Consider the following 2,835-nt stretch of genomic DNA (forward strand, 5'->3'; position numbering starts at 1 on the left):
CCTGCAGCAAATGCGGCTCGCGTGCCGAGCTCGTCAAGGCCGGCTCCAGCCGTTTCTGGGTACAGTGCGTGAACTATGCCGGACAAGGCAATTGCACCGTGATAGGCGCTCAGGCCGACAATAAGAAAGAAGCGATTTACAACTGGAATAGCAAGCGCTGAACAAATACATCCAGAACGGGGCCGCATCTGAGTGCGGCCCCGATAAAGCGCAGGCTGGCATTGATGAAGGAAGGGGCTGAGCTGATGCTATGCCGTACCGTCAGCACCGTTACATAGCCCAGATATCGCCATCCTAATAAGTGCCCGACCTCGACCGAGGCTACGGGTATCACTTCGCGGAACAGATAGCCGCGAATCCCCCTTCAGTTCGAGCCGCAGGATAGGTGTTGCTGCGACAATATCCAGCTTGCTAAAACGGGCATGCCCAGCTATTGCTTACACCTTGCCGGTCATGCTGTTGAGTTTAGTCAGCAAGATTCAGAACTCGATGGTGACTTTCTTCGCGCCCAGTATTTTGGCACGGGCGATCAGCTGTTCCAGTGTTGCGTCGGTCAGCAGGATGGCTGGCAAGGGAGGAGGCGGCTGTTCAGCCCGGGGCGGGGCTTCCATGATGGCCGGTAGCTGCCGTATCCGTGCAGCAGGCACTGGAGCGGATTTGACTTGTTGGTCGGCAAGGGCGCGCACCAGTCGCTCGTAGGCCTGGGGGCTGGGCGTGATATGACTATTGTCTGTCGCCTCGTAGCGCTGGATGGCCGCCGTAGACAAGCCTACCTTGTCGGCTAGTGCCGTACGCGAGAGCTGCAGCTCCTTACGCAGGTTTTTTAGCGCCGACGGAAAGTCCGGGCTTTCAAGGACAGGCAGAACAGTCATGGTGATCTCACTCGGGTTCATTGTGATTTATATCATACATTGTTAATTCATACATGCATACATTGTTTGTATTGATTTTTTGTTGCGTGTGTATTTGTATGTTTTAATAAAGGTTAGTGTTGTAGTACTTGTTGTATGATTTATTATTTATCAGCGGCTTGTAATTGTATGGTTTGTTTGTGTGATTTTATTACAGTGATTAATCATACAATGCGGTAAGGATATTTTGTGTAATTTGTAAATCATACACAGTCATACATTTTGCTGCACTGCCATTGCCGGTGTGGTATCGCACCCTATGTTTGTGCCAGGGTAAGCCGGCTAAAAATGACGAAGGTGTGCATGGTTGTCGAGGTGTTTGTAATTTTTATTGTGTAGTTAAAATGCCATTGTTATTCATTGTCAAGCAAAGCTGGCAGTTAGCGGCATGGAAGCAAGGTGCGATGTGGACAAAAAAGCAATACACCGATGCTAATGACAGATTGTCGAGACGCTGGATTACAAATCTGTGAAAATCGCCTAGCCAAATTAAATATTCATATCAACAGAGGTGTTACATGCGGTCCACTGCTCCCGATTACATCAAACATGCAGACCTGCTTGCCTGGGTTGCCAAAGTAGCTGCACTGACCCAAGCGGATGCCATCCACTGGGTGGATGGTTCTGAAGAAGAAAATGCGCAATTACTGGAGCAGATGGTGGCCGCAGGGACGCTAACCCGGCTTAATCCGCAAAAGCGCGCCAATAGTTATGCTGCGTTTTCTGATCCTTCCGATGTGGCGCGAGTGGAAGACCGTACTTATGTCTGCGCCGAGCACAAAGAAGACGCCGGTCCAAACAATAACTGGATGGAACCGGCCGAGATGCGCACGACCTTGCAGGGCTTGTTTGAAGGCTGCATGCGTGGGCGTACGATGTATGTGATTCCGTTCAGCATGGGGCCACTGGGATCTCCGATTGCCCATATCGGTATCGAGATTACCGACTCGCCATATGTGGTTGCTTCGATGCGCATCATGACGCGCATGGGGCGTGCGGTGTACGACATTCTGGGAGAGAAGGGCGATTTCGTTCCGTGCATCCATACCGTAGGTGCACCCTTGGCCGCAGGTGAAGCCGACAAGCCTTGGCCGTGCAATCCGGACACCAAGTACATTGTCCATTTTCCGGAGACGCGCGAGATCTGGTCTTACGGTTCGGGCTACGGTGGCAATGCCTTGCTGGGCAAGAAGTGCTTTGCGCTGCGTATCGCCTCGACCATGGGGCGTGATCAGGGTTGGCTGGCAGAACACATGCTGATTTTGGGAGTGGAAAGCCCTCAGGGTGAAAAATCCTATGTCGCAGCCGCATTCCCGAGCGCCTGCGGTAAGACCAACTTTGCCATGCTGATTCCACCTTCCGCCTATCAGGGCTGGAAAGTCACGACCGTGGGGGATGATATTGCATGGATCAAGCCGGGCAGTGACGGCAAGCTCTACGCCATCAATCCGGAAAACGGCTACTTTGGTGTGGCACCCGGGACTTCGGTCAAGTCCAACCCCAATGCTATGGCGATGCTACAGAACAACGTGATTTTCACCAATGTGGCGCTGACGGACGATGGCGATGTGTGGTGGGAAGGCATGAGCAAGGACGTTCCTGCCCATCTGACCGACTGGCAGGGGCAGGACTGGACGCCGGAAATTGGCAAGGCCACCGGGCGCAAGGCCGCGCATCCCAACTCGCGCTTTACCGTGTCTGCGACCCAGTGTCCGTCATTGGATACCGCATGGAATGATGCTGCCGGTGTGCCTATTTCTGCCTTTATCTTTGGTGGTCGCCGTTCGTCTACGGTACCGCTGGTATTTGAAGCCGCCGGCTGGGACGAAGGCGTGTATATGGCCGCCACCATGGGATCGGAAACGACGGCGGCCGCGATGGGCGCACAGGGGCAGACCCGGCGTGACCCGTTTGCCATGCTGCC

3 protein-coding genes are annotated in these 2,835 nt (G+C 53.6%); 2 read left to right on the forward strand and 1 reads right to left on the reverse strand.

Annotated elements, in window-relative coordinates:
* On the forward strand, positions 1-161 hold a 161-nt coding region (locus ACRC1E_RS04075), incomplete at its 5' end, for a Lar family restriction alleviation protein (RefSeq protein WP_438513836.1).
* Positions 162-479: 318 nt separating this feature from the next.
* On the opposite strand, the gene ACRC1E_RS04080 is transcribed toward ACRC1E_RS04075, so the two are convergent.
* Entirely contained in the window at positions 480-872 is a 393-nt protein-coding gene (locus ACRC1E_RS04080) for a helix-turn-helix domain-containing protein (RefSeq protein ID WP_438513834.1), read from the reverse strand.
* A gap of 557 nt (positions 873-1,429) precedes the next feature.
* On the opposite strand from ACRC1E_RS04080, the gene ACRC1E_RS04085 reads away from it, so the two are divergent.
* Positions 1,430-2,835: phosphoenolpyruvate carboxykinase (GTP) (locus ACRC1E_RS04085; protein WP_438513835.1), on the forward strand; the 1,406-nt coding region annotated here is incomplete at its 3' end.

This window comes from Craterilacuibacter sp., assembly GCF_051659485.1.
Lineage (GTDB): Bacteria > Pseudomonadota > Gammaproteobacteria > Burkholderiales > Chromobacteriaceae > Craterilacuibacter.